16 protein-coding genes and 1 pseudogene are annotated in these 22,568 nt (G+C 48.4%); 7 read left to right on the forward strand and 10 right to left on the reverse strand.

Translation table 11 applies throughout. The annotated features are described in order from the left end of the window. Nucleotides 1-6: 6 nt before the first annotated feature. Nucleotides 7-333, forward strand: a complete 327-nt coding sequence (locus tag BN1044_RS21415; protein ID WP_025801326.1) for a YdbL family probable chaperone protein — start codon at nucleotides 7-9, stop codon at nucleotides 331-333. A gap of 136 nt (nucleotides 334-469) precedes the next feature. On the opposite strand, the gene BN1044_RS21420 is transcribed toward BN1044_RS21415, so the two are convergent. Beyond that, nucleotides 470-1,075 carry an FMN-dependent NADH-azoreductase gene (locus tag BN1044_RS21420; RefSeq protein ID WP_072310379.1) on the reverse strand — a complete coding sequence of 202 codons (606 nt, stop codon included), beginning with the start codon at nucleotides 1,073-1,075 and terminating at the stop codon, nucleotides 470-472. Between the two features lie 354 nt (nucleotides 1,076-1,429). On the opposite strand from BN1044_RS21420, the gene hrpA reads away from it, so the two are divergent. After that, nucleotides 1,430-5,317: an ATP-dependent RNA helicase HrpA gene (hrpA, locus tag BN1044_RS21425; protein ID WP_072310380.1), complete on the forward strand. Its 3,888-nt coding sequence runs from the start codon at nucleotides 1,430-1,432 to the stop codon at nucleotides 5,315-5,317. Here hrpA and BN1044_RS21430 read toward each other — a convergent pair. Further along, nucleotides 5,295-6,143, reverse strand: coding sequence for a trypsin-like serine peptidase (locus BN1044_RS21430; RefSeq protein WP_081329643.1), 849 nt, complete (start codon nucleotides 6,141-6,143; stop codon nucleotides 5,295-5,297). The genes hrpA and BN1044_RS21430 overlap by 23 nt on opposite strands. Before the next feature lie 449 nt (nucleotides 6,144-6,592). Between BN1044_RS21430 and BN1044_RS21435 the strand changes: the two genes are divergently transcribed. Further along, nucleotides 6,593-7,363, forward strand: coding sequence for a class I SAM-dependent methyltransferase (locus BN1044_RS21435; protein ID WP_072310382.1), 771 nt, complete (start codon nucleotides 6,593-6,595; stop codon nucleotides 7,361-7,363). Nucleotides 7,364-7,538: 175 nt separating this feature from the next. Here BN1044_RS21435 and BN1044_RS21440 read toward each other — a convergent pair whose 3' ends face one another. From BN1044_RS21440 to folM, 4 genes are read right to left on the reverse strand one after another with little or no spacing between them, the layout of a single operon-like run. Continuing rightward, nucleotides 7,539-9,023 (reverse strand): carboxypeptidase M32, encoded by a 1,485-nt coding sequence (locus tag BN1044_RS21440; RefSeq protein ID WP_072310383.1) that lies wholly within the window; start codon nucleotides 9,021-9,023, stop codon nucleotides 7,539-7,541. A 55-nt stretch (nucleotides 9,024-9,078) separates the two neighbouring features. Beyond that, complete coding sequence (rstB, locus tag BN1044_RS21445; protein ID WP_072310384.1) at nucleotides 9,079-10,401, reverse strand: two-component system sensor histidine kinase RstB; 1,323 nt, start codon at nucleotides 10,399-10,401, stop codon at nucleotides 9,079-9,081. Between the two features lie 6 nt (nucleotides 10,402-10,407). Beyond that, nucleotides 10,408-11,121 (reverse strand): two-component system response regulator RstA, encoded by a 714-nt coding sequence (gene rstA, locus BN1044_RS21450; protein ID WP_072310454.1) that lies wholly within the window; start codon nucleotides 11,119-11,121, stop codon nucleotides 10,408-10,410. 52 nt (nucleotides 11,122-11,173) lie between these two features. Continuing rightward, on the reverse strand, nucleotides 11,174-11,896 hold the full coding sequence (gene folM / locus BN1044_RS21455) for a dihydromonapterin reductase (protein ID WP_072310385.1): 723 nt from the start codon (nucleotides 11,894-11,896) through the stop codon (nucleotides 11,174-11,176). A gap of 846 nt (nucleotides 11,897-12,742) precedes the next feature. Here folM and BN1044_RS21460 point away from each other — a divergent pair. After that, nucleotides 12,743-13,174, forward strand: a complete 432-nt coding sequence (locus tag BN1044_RS21460; protein ID WP_072310386.1) for a hypothetical protein — start codon at nucleotides 12,743-12,745, stop codon at nucleotides 13,172-13,174. 75 nt (nucleotides 13,175-13,249) lie between these two features. On the opposite strand, the gene BN1044_RS21465 is transcribed toward BN1044_RS21460, so the two are convergent. Further along, the gene (locus BN1044_RS21465; RefSeq protein WP_072310387.1) at nucleotides 13,250-14,641 is read right to left on the reverse strand and encodes an amino acid permease; all 1,392 of its coding nucleotides are present in this window, start codon (nucleotides 14,639-14,641) and stop codon (nucleotides 13,250-13,252) included. A 282-nt stretch (nucleotides 14,642-14,923) separates the two neighbouring features. Then, nucleotides 14,924-15,874, reverse strand: a complete 951-nt coding sequence (ydgH, locus tag BN1044_RS21470; RefSeq protein ID WP_072310388.1) for a DUF1471 family protein YdgH — start codon at nucleotides 15,872-15,874, stop codon at nucleotides 14,924-14,926. A gap of 620 nt (nucleotides 15,875-16,494) precedes the next feature. On the opposite strand from ydgH, the gene pntA reads away from it, so the two are divergent. Both pntA and pntB read left to right on the forward strand, forming a co-directional pair. Next, nucleotides 16,495-18,024 (forward strand): Re/Si-specific NAD(P)(+) transhydrogenase subunit alpha, encoded by a 1,530-nt coding sequence (gene pntA / locus BN1044_RS21480; RefSeq protein WP_072310390.1) that lies wholly within the window; start codon nucleotides 16,495-16,497, stop codon nucleotides 18,022-18,024. Between the two features lie 10 nt (nucleotides 18,025-18,034). Then, on the forward strand, nucleotides 18,035-19,426 hold the full coding sequence (pntB, locus tag BN1044_RS21485) for a Re/Si-specific NAD(P)(+) transhydrogenase subunit beta (protein ID WP_025801339.1): 1,392 nt from the start codon (nucleotides 18,035-18,037) through the stop codon (nucleotides 19,424-19,426). A gap of 78 nt (nucleotides 19,427-19,504) precedes the next feature. On the opposite strand, the gene uspE is transcribed toward pntB, so the two are convergent. Together uspE and BN1044_RS21495 are read right to left on the reverse strand one after the other, a co-directional pair. Then, nucleotides 19,505-20,464, reverse strand: a complete 960-nt coding sequence (gene uspE, locus BN1044_RS21490) for a universal stress protein UspE (protein ID WP_072310391.1) — start codon at nucleotides 20,462-20,464, stop codon at nucleotides 19,505-19,507. Between the two features lie 192 nt (nucleotides 20,465-20,656). Next, on the reverse strand, nucleotides 20,657-21,412 hold the full coding sequence (locus BN1044_RS21495; protein ID WP_038502821.1) for an FNR family transcription factor: 756 nt from the start codon (nucleotides 21,410-21,412) through the stop codon (nucleotides 20,657-20,659). 573 nt (nucleotides 21,413-21,985) lie between these two features. Here BN1044_RS21495 and BN1044_RS21505 point away from each other — a divergent pair. After that, nucleotides 21,986-22,564 (forward strand): annotated as a pseudogene (locus BN1044_RS21505) (LysR substrate-binding domain-containing protein); the annotation flags it as partial. Nucleotides 22,565-22,568 lie beyond the last annotated feature (4 nt).

Consider the following 22,568-nt stretch of genomic DNA (forward strand, 5'->3'; position numbering starts at 1 on the left):
AATCCGATGAGAAAGTCGTTAATCGCTCTATTGGGTGCCGGTTTACTGTTTAGCAGCGCCGTTTTTGCGCTCACCCTCGATCAAGCCAAACAGCAAGGCCGCGTGGGTGAAACCTTGAGTGGCTACATTGTGGCTATTAAACAAGACAAGGAAACGTTGGCGCTGGTGCAACAAATCAATACCGGGCGCGCCGAGAAATATCAGGAAGTGGCAAATAATAACCATATTAGCCGTGAAGACGTCGCAAAAATGGCGGGGCAAAAGCTGGTGGAACGCGCCGCTTCTGGTGAATATGTGCGTGGTATCAACGGACAGTGGCTGAGAAAACCCTAGATTTCGCGATAGAAACAATAATCACAAAAAAAACCACAAAAAAACGCGCTTCTGCTTAAACAGAGCGCGTTTTTTGTTTCTTGCTTACGACGTTATCCAGACACAGGCATCAGAGGATAAGCAATACAGATAATACTTAAGCTGTGGCCAGCTGATTAATCAGTGCCTTAGCATCTTGCTGCGCTTTGGTTGCCATATCTGGACCGTAAGCGATCCCTTCTTCAAACACGAATTCAACGTCGGTTAAACCAATAAAGCCTAAGAACACGCGCAGGTAAGGGGTGACCAAATCGGTATTGGTATCTTTATGGATACCGCCACGGCTGGTCAGAACATACACTTTTTTGCCTTTCAGCAAGCCTTCTGGACCTGCTTCGGTGTAGCGGAAGGTCACACCGGCACGCGCTACTAGGTCAAAGTAGTTTTTCAACTGAGTGGAAATGTTGAAGTTATACATTGGCGCTGCAATCACGATGACGTCTGATGCTTGCAGCTCTTCAATCAGCGTATTGGATAATTCCAACGCATCCTGCTGACGTGGCGTCAATGGCGCGTCTGAAGGGCGCAGCGCACCGACTAATTCACCATCCAGCACCGGAATTGGGTCTGCGGCAAGGTCACGCACCTGAATGTTGTCATCGCTGTGCTGCTGACGCCATTGGTCAACAAAGTAATCAGCCAGAACGTTAGACTGAGAGTAGTTTGCCAGAATGCTAGATTTAAGAACCAATACGTTGCTCATGGTGATTTCCTTGTGACCTAATCTCTTAGGCTATTTCAGACTATTTGTTGATATCAGGACGTTGTGTCCATCGCATAGAAGACACTTTATTCATAAAATCCCACCAGTGATAGCGCAATAATTCGAGCCCTTTGTTCAGTTTTATTGAATGTAGTTATGCGAGGCTAACATTCACATAAATAGGGGACGTATGCGGTGACGAGAGAATGCTTGCCTCAGGCTGCTGACAAACGCAGGCCTGTGGTACAATTACAGACAGAATCCGTCATTAGAATGACGTTATTAAAAACAACAAATAACGATGGTTTTACATTTTCACCTGTTGTTCGCCATTCGTTTCAAGGAATATTGATTGTGACATCCCCGCTAAGCGCCATCGCCTCGCAGCTTGATGAACTGATGCTGCGCGATAAACAGCGTCTGATGCGCCGCATACAGGGCGCCAAAAAGGTCAAAAAAACCGAAAGCCAACAGGCGATTGCCGATACCTTGGCTATCGATCTTGCCAACGCCATGCAACGCGTTGAAGCGCGCCGTGCTGCCTGTCCTAAAATTACTTACCCAGAAAGTTTACCGGTTAGCCAGAAAAAAGATGACATTCTGGCGGCTATCCGCGACCACCAAGTGGTCATCGTGGCGGGTGAAACCGGTTCGGGGAAAACCACCCAGCTACCGAAAATTTGCTTGGAATTAGGGCGCGGAATCAAAGGGCTGATTGGCCATACTCAGCCGCGTCGTTTGGCTGCACGCTCGGTCGGCGATCGTATTGCCCATGAGCTGGATACCTCGCTCGGCGGTGCCGTTGGTTATAAAGTTCGTTTTAACGATCAGGTGAGTGATACCACGCTGGTTAAGCTGATGACAGACGGTATTTTGCTGGCTGAAATTCAGCAAGACCGCATGCTGATGCAATATGACACGCTGATTATCGATGAGGCGCATGAACGCAGCCTGAATATCGATTTCATTCTCGGCTATCTACGTCAGCTGTTGCCTAAACGTCCCGATCTGAAAGTGATCATTACATCGGCGACGATTGATCCCCAGCGTTTCTCTCGTCATTTTAACAACGCGCCGATTATTGAAGTTTCAGGCCGAACCTATCCGGTAGAAGTGCGTTATCGTCCGGTGGTTGATGATGCCGATGATGTCGACCGTGACCAGCTTCAGGCCATTTTTGATGCCGTAGATGAAATGGGACGTGAGAGCCCCGGTGACATTCTGATCTTTATGAGCGGTGAACGTGAAATTCGCGATACGGCTGATGCACTGACCAAGCTAAATCTGCCGCATACCGAGATTTTGCCGTTATATGCGCGCTTGTCTGCCAGTGAACAAAACCGCGTCTTCCAAAGCCATCACGGGCGACGCATCGTGCTGGCTACCAACGTGGCGGAAACGTCGCTAACCGTTCCTGGGATAAAATATGTTATCGATCCGGGAACGGCGCGTATTAGTCGATACAGTTTTAGAACCAAGGTTCAGCGCTTGCCGATTGAACCTATTTCTCAAGCCTCGGCCAATCAGCGAAAAGGCCGCTGTGGACGTGTTTCTGAAGGTATCTGTATTCGGCTCTACAGCGAACAAGATTTCCTTTCACGGCCAGAATTTACCGATCCAGAAATTCTTCGCACCAACCTAGCTTCGGTTATTCTGCAAATGACGTCGCTGGGACTCGGCGATATCGCGGCCTTCCCGTTTGTGGAAGCGCCAGATAAACGCAATATTCTTGACGGCGTACGTCTGCTGGAAGAGCTTGGCGCGGTAACCACCTCAGAACAGGGGCACCAGCAGCTGACGCCAATGGGTCGCCAACTGGCTCAGTTGCCTATCGATCCCCGCTTAGCGCGTATGGTGCTGGAATCACAGAAGCATGGCGCGGTACGAGAAGTGATGATCATCACCGCTGGGCTGTCGATTCAAGATCCGCGTGAGCGCCCAAGTGAGAAGAAGCAGGCTTCTGATGAAAAACATCGTCGCTTTGCTGACAAAGAGAGTGATTTTATGTCGCTGGTGAATCTATGGGATCACCTGAAAGAGCAACAAAAAGAACTCTCTGCGAACCAATTCCGTCGCCAGTGTAAAACCGACTACCTTAACTATCTGCGCGTGCGTGAATGGCAGGATATTTACACCCAACTCCGGCAAGTTGTTAAAGAGCTGCGTATACCGATTAACTCGGTACCGGGGGATTTTCGCGGCATCCATTGTTCGTTGCTCAGCGGTTTACTCTCGCACATCGGACAAAAAGATGCGGATAAACAGGAGTTCACCGGGGCGCGTAATGCCCGATTCGCGATTTTCCCTGGCTCGGCATTATTCAAGAAACCGCCAAAATGGACCATGGTGGCAGAGCTGGTGGAAACCTCCCGTTTGTGGGGGCGTATCGCGGCACGTATCGATCCTGAATGGATCGAACCGTTAGCACAGCATCTGATCAAGAAAAGCTATAGCGAACCGCATTGGGAGAAAGCCCAAGGTGCGGTGATGGCAACGGAAAAAGTCACGCTATATGGCCTGCCAATTGTGGCGGCGCGTAAGGTGAACTATGGCAGTATCGACCCGCAGATCAGCCGTGAACTGTTCATTCGTCACGCGCTGGTGGAAGGTGATTGGCAAACGCGCCATGCCTTCTTCCTAGCGAATCAGCGCCTGCGCTCAGAGGTTGAAGAGCTTGAACACAAGTCACGTCGCCGCGACATTTTAGTCGACGACGAGACATTGTTTAGTTTCTACGACCAACGCATTGGCCATGATGTGGTTTCTGCTCGTCATTTTGATAGCTGGTGGAAAAAAGCCAGCCGCGAAGAGCCTGAACTGCTTAATTTTGAAAAATCGATGCTGATTAAGGACGGTGCGCAAGGCGTCAGCGCGCTTGATTATCCTAATTTTTGGCATCAAGGTTCATTCAAACTGCGTCTTTCCTATCAGTTTGAGCCCGGCACTGATGCTGATGGGGTCACGGTACATATTCCGCTGGCGATCCTGAACCAAATTGAAGAGTCTGGTTTTGATTGGCAAATTCCGGGTATTCGCCGTGAGCTGATTATTGCGCTGATTAAATCATTGCCAAAACCGATCCGCCGTAATTTCGTGCCAGCGCCGAACTATGCAGAAGCCTTCTTGGGCAGGGCGACACCGCTTGAAATGCCGTTGCTAGAGTCGATGGAACGAGAACTGCGCCGCATGACCGGTGTGACAGTGTCACGTGAAGAGTGGCAGCTCGATCAGGTTCCCGATCATCTGCGTATGACGTTCCGCGTTATTGATGACAAAAAGAAAACGTTAGCGGAAGGCAAATCGCTGGAGGCGTTGAAAACCGAGCTTAAAGGGCAAGTACAGCAGACGCTGTCGGAGGTCGCGGACGATGGCCTCGAGCAACAAGGCTTGCACGTATGGAGTTTTGGTTCGCTTCCACAGAGCTATGAGCAAAAGCGTGGCGGTTACTCCATGAAGGCGTTCCCCGCGTTGGTGGATGAAAAAGACAGCGTCGCTATTCGTCTTTTTGAAACCGAGCAGGAGCAACAGCAGGCAATGTGGCAGGGTTCACGCCGCTTATTACTGCTGAATATTCCGTCTCCAATTAAGTATTTGCATGAAAAGCTGCCGAATAAAGCCAAGCTAGGACTGTACTTTAACCCTTATGGCAAAGTTTTAGACTTGATTGATGACTGTATCGCCTGCGGAATTGACTCGTTGATTGCCAAACATGGCGGGCCTGCATGGAGTGAAGAAGGGTTTACCCAACTTCATGAGCAGGTACGTGCGGAACTCAACGATGAAGTGGTTTCTATTGCGCGGCAGGTCGAGCAAATCCTGACAACGGCGAACGGCATCAATAAACGCCTGAAGGGGCGAGTTGATATATCGCTGGCGTTGGCGCTGTCTGATATTAAAAATCAGGTGGGCAACCTCATCTATCGTGGCTTTGTCACTGCAACAGGGGCGGCGCGTTTACCTGATGTAGAGCGCTATCTGCATGCGATTGAACGACGCTTAGAGAAACTGGCCATTGACCCACATCGGGATCGTGCGCAAATGTTGAAAGTGGAGCAGGTGCAGCAGGCATGGAAGCAGATGCTCAACAAGCTACCGCCGCAGCGAGCCAACGAGCCCGAAGTGAAAGAGATTCGCTGGATGATTGAAGAACTACGGGTGAGCTATTTTGCGCAGCAATTGGGTACACCGTACCCAATTTCAGAAAAGCGCATTATGCAGGCTATCGATCAGATTCTGGCTTAGCGTTTTGTTGCATCAGGCGTTTTAGGCCGTCACTGAAAGCGGTGACGGCCACCGCTCGATTGTCGGCCAAATCACGATTCTCAGCGGCAGGCGCCGAGCTTTGAATCGCTATCAGTCGCCAACCTGTATCCGTTGACATCAGCAGCGGAGAACCGCTGTCGCCAGGCAGCGTATCACACTGATGGCTCAGCACGCCTGTTTGCGCCCAGCCCGTCACCAAGCAGTTCTCATGGCTATATAAATCATCCAGATGATCCTGCGGATATCCGGCCTGCGTCACTAAGCGCTTGTTGGTCTTCAACGCTGCCGTGAGCTGTTTGCTGGTGCCTTGCCATAATGGTAACGGTTCAATCGCCGGTAACTGGTCGCTTTCGATTTCAACTAAACCATAATCTTGCTGAGCAGCAGAAGAGGGAACAATCCATCCTTCGCCGTCGGCTTTAAGCCGTTTACCTAATTTAGGATCAACCAGCGTGCGCAACTGGGTAATTTCGTAGCGCCATTTTTGATTGTGAGAAGAGAAACGCAGCGCAATCGCTGGATCAACTTTTCCTGGCGGCGCTAATAAGCAATGTCCCGCAGTCAAAACCAGACGTGACGTAATCAGCGTGGCGGTGCATAAATTCCCGCTCTCGGTTTCGATTTGCCCTATAGCATCCCAAGGGGAGTGGGTCACATTGGTAATTTTGACGCGGTTATCTTTGCCATAAAAGAGTTGAATTTGCTGCGCGGGTGTTAAAACCTCATCATCAGCGACAGCAGGCTGGGCGGTAATGGCACAATATAAAACCGGAACGCATAACGTAACAGTACGTAGTAATCGCATAGAGCGGAACCTAATTGCAGTCATCCATTTACCCAGTAGTTTAACCAAATGATTGATTACGGCGAGAAATATTTGCGAAGCAGATGTGAAATTCAGTTTTTTTCATGCACGGCCGGCTACAAATAGAAGTATGCAGTGATAATTCCGCACAGGATCAGCGATATTAGAAGAAGTTCAAAACCATAGCGTCGAAACATATGCCATCTCCGAACCCTTCACGGCCGCTGAAACCTATTATTGTAATGGCGCGTACGGCTGAATTATTCTCAAATTCAATAGATGATTTATCTTAGAGGATAGCGGCTATAACGGCTGTGAGTGATTGGTTTCGGCATGTAACGCTTTGTACTCAGGATGAAAATATTTCAATAGCTCGCTATTGAATCGCTCTAGATGCCTAACTATAGTGAAAAAAACATCTTCTATACAAGTGAATAGCCGGAGAGTGCATGACCAATAAGCAAAGCCACCATAATGCCGTCGATCGTCAATTTGCCGAACAGGCGAACGCTTATCTCAGCAGTGCGGTACATGCTCAGGGCAACGATTTGAAACGTCTCGCTCATTTACTCGATGGTGACGAGTTTGCTAGCGTGCTCGATCTCGGTTGTGGGGCCGGCCATGCAAGTTTTGCGGTGGCGGCTCTGGTTAACGACGTTGTGGCTTACGATCTCTCCGAAAAAATGCTCGCGGTGGTAAAACAGGCGGCAAGTGATAAAGGGCTGACTAACCTGAGTACCGCGCAGGGCGTTGCTGAATCGCTGCCGTTCGAGAATGAATCCTTTGATGTGGTTATTAGCCGCTACTCGGCGCATCACTGGTATGACGTTAGTAAGGCACTGCGCGAGGTGAAGCGCGTACTAAAACCAGGGGGAAGGGCGATCTTTATGGATGTTGTTTCGCCTGGTCATCCTCTTTTAGATGTTCATCTGCAAACGGTAGAAATACTGCGCGATACGTCGCACGTGCGTGACTATACGCCGGGGGAGTGGTTAACATTTTTCACCGAAGCTGGGCTACAAATCCAAACCGTAACGTCTGACCGTTTGCACCTCGAGTTTGGCAGTTGGATTAGCCGCATGCGCACGCCTGAACCACTGGTTACGGCCATTCGGATGGTACAGGAAAGTGCATCAGAAGAGGTGAAACAACACTTTGAAGTACAGCCCGATGGCTCGTTTACCAGCGATATCATGATGTTCGAAGCGATTAAAGCATAAACCCCAGCCGGAGCAAGTCTCCGGTTTAATTGCACATCAATTTAGTTACAACATACATTGTATGCGTTATTTAAATACCATGAGACTTCAGTGCAGCTATTGAATAAAGCAGAATATGAAAACACGCGTCGCCTAGCAAAACGAATAGCCCCTCACAAACGAGGGGCGTGAGAGATTAGCCCAAATAGCGTTGTTCTAAATGACGGCGGAAGAAGCTAGGGTTGAGCGTTTCCCCGCTGGCATTTTGAATCAACGTATCGGTATCGAAGCGCGAGCCATGCTGCCAGATATTTTGGCGTAACCAACCAGAAAGCGCAGAAAGATCGCCGCGCAAGATCTGTTGGTCGAGGTCTGGTAGTGCAGTTCGAGCAGAGGCGAACAGCTGTGCCGCATACATCGCACCTAAGGTGTAGGTTGGGAAATACCCAAAGGCGCCGTCGGTCCAATGAATATCCTGCATACAGCCATCGCGGAAATTACCTTGGGTATTTAAGCCGAGGTAAGATTGCATTTTTTCACTCCACAGTTCTGGAATATGCTGCACCTCAATCTCGCCCTCAATCAGTGCACGCTCAATTTCATAACGTAAAATGACATGGGCGGGGTAGCTAACTTCATCGGCATCAATACGTATAAAGCCGGCCTCAACACGCTGATTCATGCGCAGGAAATTACCTTGTTCAAAAGCGGGTTGATCGCTGAACGCTTTTTGCACATAAGGGCGCAAAAAAGTGAGGAAAGGCTCGCTACGCGCCAGCTGCATTTCAAAAAATAAGCTTTGTGATTCATGGATTGCCGTTGAGCGAGCTTCGCCAATCGGTTGGCCGGCCCACTGTTTTGGCAAGTTTTGCTCATATCGGGCGTGGCCGGTTTCATGCACGATGCCCAGTAACGCGCTGAGAAAATCATCTTCTGTGTAACGCGTAGTTATACGAACATCCTCAGGCACGCCGCCACAGAATGGATGCGCGCTCACGTCTAATCGACCGTGATTAAAATCAAAACCGAGTACCTGCATGATTTCTAAGCCCAGAGCGCGCTGTTTATCAATAGCAAAGGGCCCCTGTGCGGCGAGTGTTGATTCTGTTTTCTGTTTTTCGACGATATTTTTTAATAAATCGGGCAGCCAGCTTTTTACGTCAGCAAAGATCGTATCCAGTCGAGCACTGGTCATGCCGGGTTCATACAGATCGAGCAAGGCATCGTAGCGGCTGACATTGGTTTTTTCAGCGCGTATTTGTGCTTCTTCTCGGCTTAATTCCACGACAGGGGCAAAGTTTTTTACGAATCCATCCCAGTCGTTATTAGGGCGCTGAGTACGCCATGCGTGCTCACATTGCATACCGGCTAATGATTTCGCCGAGACAAACTTTTCCGGCAAGATGACAGCCTGCTGATAGCGACGTGCGATTTCTGCGAGATTCGCCTGCTGTTCTGCATTTAAGTCTTCACTTTTTGCCTGCTCTATCCAGTCAGCAACCTGCGGAGCGGTTAACGTTTGGTGCATCAAAACGCTTAATTCGGCTAACGCTTCAGCTCGTGCCTGACTTCCGCCAGCAGGCATTTGTGTTTGCATATCCCAACCGGTAATGGCCGAAAGATGTGAAAAGCGAGATAGGCGAGTCAATGTGTCGCGCAGATGCTGATAGGCGTTTGTCATCGTAGGCTCCAAATGCCATCTATACCCGTCAAACGCGGTTATAAAGGCAATAAAATTATAAATGGTTATCGCTGGATGTATTGATAACCGGCAAGGTATCAACCTGACGGCGTGGCCAAGTAAATAGCATGGAAGCACCACCCAGAGAGCTACCGTTTACTGAGATAGTGCCTTGGTAAGCTTGAGCAATGCTGTATACAATCGCGAGTCCAAGCCCACAGCCACCGGTTGCCCGATCGCGGCTTGGGTCTAAGCGAACAAATGGCTCAAAGACTCTTTCGCGTTCTTCTGGCGGAATGCCAGGACCATCATCGTCAACCTGCAAACAAGCGACATCACCATCCAGCCAGAGTCCAATGCGCAGTTTTTTCTGGCTGTAGCGTAGGGCATTATTGACTAAATTATCTAATACACGCTCCATTAGCCGCAGATCGACCGCGCCGAAGTCGCCGACGTGAGGAATATCGAGCGTAATTTCATGTTCCGGATGAATCATTTGAAAGTCTGTGATGCGTTCGGCTAACCACTGAGGCAGATCAATGGCTTCTAAATTGGTTTCGACCTGAGGACGGTCAAGTCGAGCATAGGTCAGCAGTTCGTCTATAAGCCCTTCGAGCTGCGCAATATCACGATTCAACGCGGTTTGTTCTGATTCAGACAGATTTTCACTCATCGCTAAGCGGTAGCGCAGACGAACCAACGGCGTACGCAGCTCATGGGCAATGCCATCTATCAGCTGCTTTTTGCTGATAATGAGCGTGTTGATATTGTCGGCCATTTGGTTGAAAGCCACTCCCAGCCGATGCAGGCTCGACGTAGGTTCAAAATGCGTTCGCTCTTCGAGATGGCCTTCACCTAAACGCTGAGCCGCATTCTCTAATTTCAGTAAATCCTGCCAATGTGGGCGCATCCAGAGAAAAACTGGCAGGGCTAAAGACAGTCCGATGAACAGTAGTAAAGCCAAATCCAGCAGGCGCATTTCATGCAGATAGAAAAGGTATGGAATCGGGCCGACGGCTAAAACGTAGTGGCTACGCGGGATACGTTGAATAAATGAATATTCGCTATCCAAAGCCACAATTTCGCCGTTTCTCAATTTTTTTTCTAAATCGGAAGGAAGTTGACGTTTACCCAATGGTTCAATATGGAATTTAAACGAGAGATTCCAATCGAGCTTGTTGATGGTTTTATTCCAATCACGCGGGGGTATTTCTCGTAATTCGCTGCGGATGAGATAGAGCGAGCTTTTCATCAGGTCATCCATTGATTGACGTCCGGCGCGCTCGGCGGTGACTTTGTAAACCAATCCAACCAACATGGCCATAACCAGAAAACAGACAAACAACAACAGGTAAAACTGAACAAAAAGCTTTCTCATTGAAAATTATTCCCACGCATTCGGCGCAAACAGATAGCCTTTATTGCGCACGGTTTTAATACGAAACGGGTCGATTGCGTTGTCATCCAGTTTACGACGTAGGCGAGAAATCGCCACGTCGATGCTGCGATCCATGCCGTCATAGCTCACGCCACGCAGGGTGAGCAGCAGGGCGTCGCGATCCATAATGGTTCCTGCATGGGTGGCCAGTTCCCACAGCAGGTCGAAATCGGAGGTCGAAAGGTTAATATTCTTATCTTTCAACGTGACCTGACGATTTACTGGGTCAATACGCAACTGCCCAAAATGAATACCGTTGCGAGTATTCACCGGTGCAGCTTCGCTTTCCACCGGCTGTGGCTGGTGCTGGCGTAAATGCAAACGTAATCGCGCCAGCAATACAGCCGGTGGCGTCGTTTTCAAAATATAGTCATTGGCCCCCATCTCGAGCGACAAAATGTGATTCATATCGCTATCGAGTGAGGTGAGAAGTACGATGGGGCCTTTGTACACAGGGCGCAAATCGCGGCACAGCGTCATACCATCTTTACCGGGTAACATGATATCCAGCAAAACCAAATCAGGATTAAGGCGAGTAATCGTTTCCATTGCCGTATCACCGCGTGGCTCGATGGTGACATCAAGGTCGTGCTTGCCAAGGTATGCCGCAATAAGTTGCCCAACCTCTTGATCATCTTCAACAAATACAATGTTGTTCATAACGATTTCTGTGCCTTCGCGTGATAAAACGATTTTATATGAGTCTTGCAAATTAACGCAGTGGACGCCCACCATCCACGCTAATAGTACGTCCAGTCACGAACCTGCTGTTCAACAGAAACTCAATGGTATTCACTATTTCATGCTCGCCCGGCGCTATTTTCATCAATGATTTGTCGAGCGCTTTTTGACGGTACTCATCATCATCCAATGAGTTGAACATGATTAGCGCAGGAGCAATCGAATTCACTTTCACTTCTGGCGCTAATTTAGCCGCAAAAGAGCGGGTCATATTGTCTAATGCCGCTTTACTCGCTGCATACGCGATATGCTTGGCACTGCCGCGTTCCACCACATAGTCTGTGATATGGATAATATCGGCGCCGGCTTCGCCTTGCCCAATCAGCAATGGCTCTAACAGCTGATTAAGAAGATAGGGGGTGTAGACATGAATTTGCAGCATGGCGGCTAACGTTTGCTCGGGCGCGGTCTCTGGTGACTCGGCTAGCCATGCACTGGCGTTATGAATAACCGCGCGCAGCGTCGGTGTGTGAGCTTTTACCTGTTCGGCAAAACGATAGATTTCGTCAGTTTGGGTGAAATCACCTTGAATGCACACCGCACCCGCGTTGCGCAATCCTTCTAGCGCTGGATATTCGCTGCGATAGGCCACAATCACAGACGTTCCCTGTGACAACAATGCATGCGCTAATGCCAGCCCGATTCTGCGGGCACCTCCAGTGATTAAGACGGGGGAGGAGTAGGCATTGGTCATGTATTCGGTCCCTATGTTTATTGGCTTTGGCATAATGCAAATGTTGCCACAGATTATGCCACTTGTTGCAGTTGTTAGCACATAGAGAAACGTATCTGGAAAACTCATGGCGCTGTTTTTAATCGTTAAAAATTCCACTATAAACCGCGCAAGACGCCGATAGCTTTTCGCGCTCTCCGCTGCTGGCTCCCGCGTTGTCCATCGCCGTTCGCTTTTCTATCTAATGCTCCTGTAAAAAAAGAAAATACTGCATATCAGGATTTCGAATTTATAGAACAAACTTATTATGTCTTGAATCTAGTGATATTCACTTTAAAAAAATACTCTGACGGGAAAGTATAGTGCTAATTAAATATAAGTTGGGTGAATTAAAATAAATGTTTTATTGGGTTGAATGGAATCACCGCGCGCAAAATTTATTTTATATAGCGAGTAGTTACTTAACGTTATAAAAATTGAAACTCAATGTGGGTAAGCTGAACTCGAGTCAAGCCAGACAGCGCCTGATGTCACGCAGAGAAAGGCTGTGGACGTTACCCATAACATCCGCGGTTTCACTGGCGCGCTCACTGGTACTATGAAGGTAATATATTAAGTGTTAATAATGTAAAATCAAATTAACAATTAAGTTAAATTTTTAATGAGAGGATAAAATAATGAAACGACGATGATGATATTTATATTTATTATATTAAGTTTCATTTTGCATATGGTTTTCTATTTCAGAAAATGCCATTATGGTTTGGTCGTTAACATATAAATATGACTGATTTCGTCTGCATTTTTAAAAATTAAATTATTCTTTGTGCGTATGTGTCGCTGTCTTATAGAGGGGAGGCTAAGGGAATGTCCGGTATTCATTCGACCGTCGGTGATAGAGAAACGCTCTGTTTTGATTATACTCGGTTTCTGTCAGCCTCCTGTGACAAACACTGGAGCTTTTTCGACGCAATCTACGGCGTGATGCCGTTATTTGGTATGGTAACGCGCTCCCAAAATCGCTGTTCAGAATTCAAATCGATCGAAAACCTTAATGTGCAGATCCGACAGCTCGCGATGCAGGTGCTTTCTACGCAGGTTAGCGATGAAACCAATATTGTTCGTCTCATTGAGCTGGTGAAAAGCCAAGGGCTGCAGGAACTCGATATCCAACTGCCTTATGCGCTTGAAGATGAACAGCTAAAAGTGATTAAAGCCGAGTGTCGTAATGCCGTTAGCATGACTCAAGATGACGAGCGCTTACACGTTGTTATTGCGGAAAATATTACGGCAAAATGAGCGAACAATAACGAGATTTCCCCAAATTAAAAAAGGTGGCCTGAGCCACCTTTTTGCGTTTTTGCGACAGACCGATTAGCCAAACATAAACCAAGCGGCCGGGAAGGTTGCAAGTAATAGCAGGAAGATACCCATGCGCTCCATTCCACACAGATCTTTCTTGCTCTCTAAACCACGGCGGGCAAACATAAAGACCAATAGACCGGGGGCATACAGCATCACAGACATCAGCAGGTGAGCAATGCCGGAAGCATAAATCAGCCATAGACCATAAGCACAGGCACCGTAGGCAGCAAACATAATTCGTTTATCTTGTTTCTGACGCCCGACTTTCAACAGGAATGCACCGACTAAGAAATAAGGCACCAAAATCATCTCTGAGGCGATAGTCAGCAAGTTATTATAGTTCGCGCCCGTCAACCAGATGATAATCAGCGTAACTTGAACAGCACCATTAGTCAGCCAAAGTGATGAGGCCGGCGCTTCCTTGCTATTTTGTTTACCGAAAATCTTAGGGAACGCCCCATGCTGAGAAGCCAAGAAAGGCACTTCCGCAGCCATAATCGTCCAACTCAAATAGGCACCGCACACCGATACAATCAGCCCGGCGGCAATAATAATTTCACCGACTGATCCCATCATGTTCACCATCAAACCGGCCATCGATGGATTGCGAATTTCGGCCAGTTCAGCGCGAGGCATTACACCCAGTGAAAGCAGGGTAATGAGCAGGTAAACCACCAACGCAGAAATCACCGCCAGCATGGTGGCTAAGCCAACATCTTTCTTATGCTTAGCGCGTGCAGAAACGACCACTGCGCCTTCAACCCCGATGAATACCCATAACGTGTAGAGCATCGTGTCTTTTACCTGTTCCCAAACAGGAACGCCCAACTTCATCCCGGTAAAATCAATCTTGAAGGTATCAAGCTTGAATGCCATCGCAGCTAAAACCACAAACAGGCCCAACGGCAACAGTTTAGCCAGCGTGGCGGCAAGGTTAATACCCGCTGCTGTTTTCACGCCGCGCAGGATAAGGAAGTGAACCACCCATAGCAAAATAGACTCGCCAACAATAGCCTGCCATGTATTACCGTCGCCAAAGACGGTATGACCCGCCGAATCAGTAAAGAAACTCAGGGCGGCAAATACAATCACCAGATACGATACGTTGGCAATAACCGCGCATAGCCAATATCCCCACGCCGAGCAAAAACCGATGAGCTCACCGAACCCTTCTTTGGCGTAGGTAAAAATACCGCCGTCTAAGTCTGGTCTAAGTCTGGTCAGTAGCAGCATGGCGAAGGCGAGGAACAAAATGCCAACGCCGGTAATCGTCCAACCGATCAGCAATGCAGCGGGACTGGCTACGGCAGCCATATTTTGCGGCAGACTAAAAACGCCAGCCCCCAGCATAGAGCTGAGTACCAGAGCCGTTAGGGCGGTAAGTCCGAGTTTTTTATCCAATGCGAAGTCCTGAAACCAGTGTAATTAACTGTTTGATAACATATGATTAGTTTAAATACGGTTATGCGTTCAAATACGCAAAACATTAAACCGTAAAAGTGGCGCAAATTGTACGAGTTGAGGGGTGGGGGTGCAATGGATGAATATGCGTTTTATGCAAAAAAGTATGCAATTGTTAGCTAATGTTTTTCGCAGATACGTTTCGTTGCGATCGCGTGAATAATTGCGCCAATAAGAAAGGGCAGCCAATGGCTGCCCTTTGAACGACATATGAAAGATTTATTATTTGAACAGATCAGCACTAATGGTGAGGTTACCGCCGCTTTTGTTCTGCCACTGACGCGTAATGTGGTAGTACTTCGCCCCTTTCTTCGCAGCGCGCTTAGCCACTTCAGAGGACACATCGGTCATGCTGTTGAAGTGACCAGTAAAGGTCACAGAATCAAATGGAACCATTTGAGCCGCGGTGGTGTTATTCACTTCCTGAATTTGCGTACCGTCTGGCAACGTCACGGTATAGCGCTTACCGGTAGAGGACTGTGTTTCGAAGAAACGACCTACGCCAGTGCTTGGCGTGCCTGATGAAGCCACACCTGGGATCTCTACGTTGGCAGCTGCAGCGCCACCGGCTGCCAATGCAGCTTTACCTGCTTCAGAATCGGCAGGGATGGCATCTGGGCTCTGTACCTGACGCTTCGGCGCATCGGCTTTATAAATGTAGGCCGTGATGTATTGGTTGCCGCCGCTGTTGGCGTCAATCTGGCGAACGATAAAGTAAGAGTCGGCGCCTTTCTTGGCCGCTGCACGGCTAATGGCATCGGTCACATCTGGCTGGCTGCGGAAGAAACCGCTTACGGTCACGGTGTCATAAGGCTGCAGCAGGTAAGCTTCTGTCTTAGGCAGTTCTTTTACGCCGTTGAATACGCGGTAGCTCGTGGTTTCTTTTACGGTCTCAGCATCTTTCTTATACACATCTGCCGTTACGCGCCAGTTACCGCCGTTATTACTGTTATTGATATCTTGGATATAGAAATAATCAGCGCCCATGCTATCAGCACGACGAGAAACCGCGCTTGCCGCATCGTTGATCGCATTAAAGCGTCCGCTGATGGTTACTCGTTCAAATGGCTTCAGTTCGGAGGCTTTCTCTGGTGTGAGTTCCTGTGCAGCCTGAACAGACAGCGCAGTAAGAGACAATAACGCTGATGCAATAATGGTGGTTTTCAGCTTCATAAAAAATCCTTTACGCCTTTTTGCATTGACGAGTATTGCAGGCAGAACCGTTTCATCTTTTAACAGTTGTTTCTGCTGATGCTCAACTTATCGTAGTGACAATGTATGTAAAAAATAATGGGGCAGATTATTACATGTAATAAGTTGTCATGCCTCAGTAATTTATGCGTACTCAGTGATATGGTTACCAAATCGCATTTTTGCTTCATGTTGGATTACGCTGAATAAATCAGCACGGCGTCCAGAATAGCACTCAAGTGTTAAGTTTGTGTTAACGAGAGATTCAAGTTCATGATTAAACGGCCCCATACTAATAGTCTGGCTAATATCTACCCACTCTTTTGACCGTGAAATCAAGATATTAAGGCTCGCTTTCACAATCTTTCTACTAATCCTGAACATAAAGCGATAAATTTTATTAAATATGGCCTGCAAACGCATGGGAATAGTGGATCATCGGTTCTATTTTCAGTAGGTTATAGGTAGCTATGTATACCTAAAGTAACGAGAGTTTCTACTCTGTGTAAAAAAGGTATAGCAAACACTGAGCTGTAAGGCTCTGTCGGTCATTGCTTACTCAGGATGACGCTCATCTTATTGACAGGTGAAAAGGGAAGATTATGCGTATTGGTATACCCAGAGAGCGGTTGGCCAATGAAGCCCGTGTAGCAGCCACGCCGAAAACGGTAGAGCAGCTACTAAAATTGGGTTTTACCGTGGCGATCGAAAACGGTGCTGGCAAATTAGCGAGCTTCGATGATGCGGCATTCCAGCAGGTTGGAGCCGAAATTGTTGGTTATGAAGATATTTGGCAATCTGACGTCATTTTAAAAGTGAATGCGCCAGAAGATGAAGAAATTGCCCTGATGAATCCGGGCAGTACTTTAATCAGCTTTATTTGGCCTGCACAAAATCAAGATCTGCTACAAAAACTGGCAGAGCGTCAGGTTACCGTCATGGCGATGGATTCCGTGCCGCGTATTTCTCGCGCCCAGTCCCTCGATGCCCTGAGCTCCATGGCAAACATCGCGGGTTACCGTGCCATTGTTGAAGCCGCACACGAATTCGGACGCTTCTTCACCGGACAGATCACCGCCGCAGGTAAAGTTCCTCCTGCCAAAGTGATGGTCATCGGCGCAGGCGTGGCCGGTTTGGCGGCGATCGGCGCCGCAGGAAGCTTAGGTGCCATCGTTCGCGCCTTCGACACCCGTCCTGAAGTGAAAGAGCAGGTACAAAGCATGGGCGCCGAATTCCTTGAATTAGATTTCGAGGAAGAAGCGGGCAGCGGCGATGGTTACGCGAAAGTGATGTCTCCAGCGTTTATCAAAGCCGAGATGGAACTGTTCGCCGCTCAGGCAAAAGACGTGGATATTATCGTCACCACGGCGCTTATTCCGGGCAAACCAGCTCCGCGTTTGATCACCAAAGAAATGGTTGAGTCGATGAAACCGGGCAGCGTGATTGTCGATTTAGCGGCGCAAACCGGCGGCAACTGCGAACTGACCGTCGCCGATACGGTAACCGAAACGCCAAACGGCGTGAAAATCATTGGCTACACCGATCTGCCAAGTCGTTTACCTACGCAGTCTTCTCAGCTTTATGCCACCAACCTGGTAAACCTATTAAAACTGCTGTGCAAAGAGAAAGACGGCACGCTTAACGTTGATTTTGACGATACCGTTATTCGCGGTGTTACCGTCGTCAAAACGGGTGAAGTGACATGGCCAGCACCGCCAATTCAGGTTTCTGCTCAGCCAAAAGCGAAAGCGGCTGAACCTGTGGCGGCCAAAGAGCCAGAGAAACCGGCCTCACCATTCAAAAAATATATCATTCTTGCCATCGTCATTATCTTGTTTGGGTGGCTGGCGAATGTCGCACCAAAAGAGTTTCTTTCGCACTTCACCGTTTTCGCGCTTTCATGCGTGGTCGGTTATTACGTTGTGTGGAATGTCAGTCACGCACTGCATACGCCATTGATGTCGGTCACCAACGCGATTTCAGGGATTATCGTGGTGGGGGCGGTGTTGCAAATTGGCCACGGCGGCTGGATCACATTCTTTGCCTTTATCGCCGTGCTGATTGCCAGCATTAACATTTTTGGTGGATTCACCGTGACTCAGCGCATGCTGAAAATGTTCCGCAAGAACTAAGGGGTAACACATGTCTGGAGGATTAGTTACTGCAGCATACATTGTTGCCGCAATCCTGTTTATTTTTAGTCTGGCGGGTCTGTCTAAACACGAAACGTCCAAGCAGGGCAACATCTTCGGCGTGGTCGGGATGGCCATTGCGTTGATCGCAACCATCTTTGGCCCCGACTCCAGCAACGTTGGCTGGATCATCGTTGCCATGGTGATCGGTGGTGCAATTGGTATCTATCTGGCGAAGAAAGTCGAAATGACCGAAATGCCAGAGCTGGTTGCCGTACTGCACAGCTTCGTGGGTTTGGCGGCCGTACTGGTTGGCTTCAACAGCTTTATCGAACACCAGCCGGGTTCGATGGAACACGTGATGGAAAATATCCATCTGACCGAAGTGTTCCTTGGTATCTTCATCGGTGCGGTCACCTTCACCGGTTCCATCGTCGCATTTGGTAAACTGCGTGGCACCATTTCATCGAAGCCACTGATGTTGCCAAGCCGTCACAAGCTGAACTTGGCTGCGCTGGTTGTCTCTTTCTTGCTGATGGTATGGTTCGTTAATACCGGTAGCACCAGCGTTCAGGTCATGTGCGTGCTGCTGATGACCATCATTGCGCTGGCGTTTGGTTGGCATTTGGTGGCCTCAATTGGCGGTGCAGACATGCCGGTTGTGGTTTCTATGCTGAACTCCTATTCCGGTTGGGCCGCAGCGGCTGCGGGCTTCATGCTCAGCAACGATTTGCTGATCGTGACCGGTGCGTTAGTGGGTTCTTCCGGTGCTATTCTGTCTTACATTATGTGTAAGGCGATGAACCGCTCGTTCTTCAGCGTCATTGCCGGTGGTTTTGGTACCGACGGCTCTTCAACGGGTGAAGATCAGGAAATGGGCGAGTACCGTGAAACCACGGCTGAAGAAGTGGCTGAGCAGTTGAAAGGTTCTTCTTCTGTCATTATCACCCCAGGCTACGGCATGGCCGTGGCTCAGGCGCAGTATCCGGTGGCAGAAATTACCGCGAAGCTGCGCGCCATGGGCGTGAAAGTTCGCTTTGGTATTCATCCAGTTGCCGGTCGTTTGCCTGGACACATGAACGTATTGCTGGCAGAAGCAAAAGTCCCGTATGACATCGTGCTAGAAATGGACGAGATAAACGACGACTTTGCTGACACCGATACCGTTCTGGTTATTGGCGCGAACGACACCGTAAACCCAGCGGCAATGGAAGATCCACGTAGCCCAATCGCCGGTATGCCGGTGTTGGAAGTGTGGAAAGCGCAGAATGTTATCGTGTTCAAACGCTCAATGAACACCGGCTATGCTGGCGTTCAGAACCCATTGTTCTTCAAAGACAATACCCAAATGCTGTTTGGTGATGCGAAAGCCAGCGTAGAAGCCATTTTACGCGCGCTGTAAACACCCTCTGGTGATAAACAAAAGGGCCGCAGTTCAAATTGCGGCCCTTTTTACATCTATTTTTTATATATCGTCTAGCTACTCATCATCATGTTCATCGTCGTCATCTAATTCTACCGGCGACTGGAAGCCATCAGGCTTAATGGCTAGCAGGTCACATTTCAGATGATCGATCACATGTTCTGCTGTATTACCGATGAATGCCGCGGAGATACCGGTTCGCCCCAGCGTACCAAGCACCACAACACCGGCGTTCAGATGTTCGGCAACGTCAGGAATCACTTCTTCAGGCAAGCCTTTTTCGACATGCGTACATTCTTCTTTCATGCCAAATTTCTGCCTTAACGCCTTCATCGCCAGCAGATGCTGCCCACGAATCGCATCGTTATAAATACTTGGATCAAAGTCAGGCAGTTCGATGGCGATATTAATTGGCGTAACCGGATAGGCTCCAACCAGGTGCAGAGAGGTATGGTCCACATGTTCCGCCAGTTCGATCGACTCCTTCACTAATTTGATGTTTAGCGGGTCGTGGTAGGGCTCTTCACTCGATAGATTCACCGCCACCAGCGCCGTACCGTGCTGTGGCCATGGCTGATCTTTGACCATCCATACAGGGCAAGGGCATTTACGCAATAAATGCCAATCGGTCGGGGTGAAAATAACGGATTCCAAGCGATCGTGCTGATGCGCCATCTTGAGCAGCAAATCGTATTTACCGCTGATGACTTCTTGAATAATCGCTTCAAAAGGACGGTTATGCCAAACCACCTTGATATCAATCGGCACGCCGGCTTCTAAATAGTAGCGGCACTGCTCTTTGATCCACGCCGAACGCTGACTGATTACGCCCTGACGCATAGAGGTGCGCTCATTTGGCGACAACAGCGTTGTCATTTCGTAGGAGAAATCATAGATAGACAGGAACGCGGTAATGCGTCCACCGTTTCGTTGGACCAGATAAACAGCACGACGTAACGCCGGTTGATCATCCTGATTGGGGTCAATAGCCACCAGAAGATTCTGATACTTCGCCATACCGCCTCCTCGCTAACCCAAAAAATGTGCGCAGGGCACTGTTTTATCGTCCAAGGGACAAAACCATACAATAGGCCTTACTTGTTAAGAGTAAACCATGATGGACAAACAAAGTAGGGGAAGGAAGAGAACCGGATCAACTAATCAGAAAAAATGCTTTTAGAATAATGATCCGGCTTGACGTTCTGAGGATTACTCGTTGGTCGAGCGAGGGTTACCCGCCAACAGCGAAAGGGCGTCTACGTCTTGAATGGTGATGTATTTGCCTTTAACGCTTAAAATTTCACTTTTCTGGAAACGACCCAGCAGACGGCTGATGGTTTCAACGGTCAGACCCAGATAGTTACCAATGTCGCCACGCGTCATGGTCAAACGGAACTCACGTGGAGAAAAACCACGCTGGGCAAAGCGGCGAGAGAGGTTATAGATGAAAGCAGCCAAACGTTCTTCGGCATTTTTCTTCGACAGCAACAGGATCATGTCCTGATCGCCTTTAATTTCGCCGCTCATTAAACGCATCATCTGCTGACGCAGGCTTGGCATTTTACCGGAGAGATCGTCCAGCGTTTCGAATGGGATCTCACACACCATAGAGGTTTCAAGTGCCTGAGCAAAACTAGGGTGTTGTTGGGTACCGATAGCATCAAAACCAACCAGATCGCCCGCAAGATGGAATGCAGTAATCTGTTCATCACCTTGTTCGGTAATGGTGTAGCTCTTGATGGTTCCGGAGCGAATAGCATACAGCGATTTCAGCTCGTCACCGGCTTTAAACAACGCCTGGCCTTTCTGAATCGGCTTTTTACGCTCAATGATGTTGTCGAGCTGATCCAGCTCGTGCTCATTAAGCGTAAAAGGAATGCACAGCTGACTAATGCTGCAATCCTGACAATGGATCGCACAACCGCCAGACTGGATACGACGAATGACGCGCTTTTCCGGAATCATAGGTAATGCCCAAGCAATATTGATATTGGTCAATTTTAACATCTTTTAGGGTAGAGAATAAACCCTGTTGTTGATCCAAACGATAATTCGACGATTAAGTTGGCCTAAATTTTAGAAATGTGACCGGAATTAAGTTCTTTTTATGTGACGGTGTCACTCAATAAGAATAGTTTTGTTGTCATTGTGTGAGTTTATTGTTCTTGATGTTAAATTTTAGCAAAGGAAATAACTGTTTAGTTTTCTGCATGAAGCCAAGGTTTCACCGATGAAAGTCAATGGTGGTGCGGTTTTGCGCTTAACATGAAAAACCGAAAGGTTAATAATTTGTCTCCATGCGTGGAATGTCGGCAGCCAAGCCTAAATGAAGTTTAAATAATTTCACTTAATGAGCATTTTTTTCGTTTTTTGCGAAGTCGCGACAAAAACGAACAAAAGAGAAACGGGAAACATGACTGTTTGGTTCACGTTTAGCTTACTTAGCTCAATCAGCTATATCAGGCCATTTTTGATTATTTGGCCCGTTCAGCAAAACGCTTTAAAACTGGCAGATGTTTTCTCGTTTAAAGACCAATCATGAACTTCCAACAACTGAAGATCATCCGCGAGTCGGCGCGTTGCAACTTTAATCTCACCGAAGTTGCTAGCATGCTCTATACCTCCCAATCGGGAGTAAGTCGCCATATTCGTGAGTTAGAAGATGAACTGGGGCTGGAGATTTTCGTGCGCCACGGCAAGCGTATTCTAGGGCTTACAGAACCAGGGAAGGCGCTACTGACGGTGGTTGAACGAACGTTGGATGAAGCCAGCAATATTCGGCGCATTGCAGAGGATTTCACCCAGCAATCGTCTGGCGTTCTCGTCATCGCCACCACGCACACCCAAGCGCGTTACAGTCTACCGCCGGTATTAAAAAGTTTTCGCCAGCGGTTCCCGCAGGTACGCTTAGTGCTCAATCAAGGCTCGCCGCAGGAAATTCGCACCATGCTACATAACGGCGATGCGGATATTGGCATTGCCAGCGAGTGTTTAACGCAGTCGCCTGCCATTGCCGCTTTTCCATGGTTTAACTGGCAACACGCACTGTTAGTTCCGCGAACGCATCCGTTGGTTGACTTGCCGATTACGCTGGAAAATGTAAGCCAATTTCCCTTAAATG

Origin of the sequence: Hafnia alvei (assembly GCF_900095695.1) — a bacterium.
Taxonomy (GTDB): Bacteria; Pseudomonadota; Gammaproteobacteria; order Enterobacterales; family Enterobacteriaceae; genus Hafnia; species Hafnia alvei_B.